Source organism: Geomonas sp. (genome assembly GCF_056994735.1).
Genome location: NZ_JBXKJL010000349.1, coordinates 1 through 1,530, shown reverse-complemented (window position 1 = coordinate 1,530; position 1,530 = coordinate 1). Strand labels below are relative to the sequence as shown.

The following is a 1,530-nucleotide window of genomic DNA, read 5'->3' as shown; positions in this document are numbered from 1 at the left end:
AAAAGCTCCATGCGGCCGGGCCAGCGGGCCTGCCCCACGCCGGCCACCATGGCCTCTTCCGAGACGGGAAAGCCTTCCCCTGCCAAAAGCTCTGCCGCTGCCAGGGCCACGGCGGCGTTGCACGATTGGTACTTCCCGGTGATACCTGCCGTCATCTCCTCGAGGGTTACGGCGAGGCCGTGGTAGTTGAGCTTCCCATTGTGCCACGTGGCATCGAAGTCCTCTCCGCACCGGCAAAGGCGCGAGCCGAGCTCGGAGGCCCTGCCGGCAACAACGGAAATCACCTCCGGGTGCTGACGGCCCGAAACGATGGGAAAGCCGCCCTTGCAGATCCCGGCCTTCTCGGTCGCGATCTCCTTCAGACCCCGTCCCAGGTAATCGGTGTGGTCCAGCGATACAGGGGTGATCACGGTAAGGAGGCCGGCCATGGCATTGGTGGCGTCGAGCCCTCCCCCCATGCCGGCTTCGATGACGGCAATCTCGACACCCCGCTCGGCGAAATAAAGAGCGGCCAAGGCCGTGATGATCTCGAAGAAGGTCGTTTCCGCCGGTGCGGCCGACATCACCCTCTGGGCGAGACGCACGACCGAATCCTCGTCTATTTCCGTGCCGTTGATACGGATTCGCTCGGTGAAAGAGATCAGATGCGGCGAGGTGAAGAGACCCGTGCAGTATCCGCCGGCACTGAGGATGGATGAGAGGAAAGAGGCGGTAGAACCTTTGCCGTTGGTGCCGACTACATGGACCGCGGCGAAAGCTTTCTGCGGGTTTCCCAAAGCCTCGAGCAGTTTGCTGATCCTCTCAAGCCCCGGCTTTATCCCGAACCTGCCGAGGGCGTATATGTGTGAGAGGATTTCGGAATAGGTCATGACAGCCGGGGATTATAGGAAAAGAGGATGCAAAAGTCTATGGAATGTTCCAAGTTCCATGTCAATGCCTAAAGGTAACCTGGAAGATGGAACACGGATGGTGTAACTCTCTTCATACCCTGCTCGGCCAGGCGAGACGAAGACCGAGGCCGATGAGGACGCACCCGGCGAGCTGAGCGATGGTTTTCTCCGAGCCGGAACTGCGGTTGAGCCAGCGACCGATCTCGCCGGACAGGAGCGCGACGAGGCCGAAGCAGACCATGGTAACGACGACGAAGGTGGTGCCGAGGGTGAGCATCTGCAATGCCACGCCCCCCTTCTCCCGCTCCAGAAACTGCGGGAAGAAAGCCAGGAAGAAGACGGCGACCTTAGGGTTCATGACATTGGCGACGATGCTCTGCCGGAAGATGACCAGGCACTGCAAGTGGGCCCCCTCTCCCTGCGGCACCAGGGTCCCGGTACTTCTCAGCATCTTGAAGCCGATGTACATCAGGTAGGCCGCACCAGCCAGCTTGATGCAGGTAAAGGCGGTGGCCGAGGAGGCGATGAGCGCGGAGAGGCCGACGATGGCGAAGAAGGTATGGACGAAATTGCCGAGGGCGAATCCCGCGGCGGCGGAAAGCGCCGCCTTTCTCCCCTGGGCTATGCCGCGGGTCATCAC

General features: G+C 61.3%; 2 protein-coding genes. Both read right to left on the bottom strand.

All coding sequences use genetic code 11. The features are described from left to right. On the bottom strand, positions 1-869 hold an 869-nt coding region (locus AC11W3_RS15195; RefSeq protein ID WP_484093283.1), incomplete at its 3' end, for a bifunctional folylpolyglutamate synthase/dihydrofolate synthase. Between the two features lie 112 nt (positions 870-981). Then, positions 982-1,530, bottom strand: a 549-nt coding sequence (locus AC11W3_RS15190) for a LysE family translocator (protein WP_484093282.1), incomplete at its 5' end; no start/stop codon positions are given.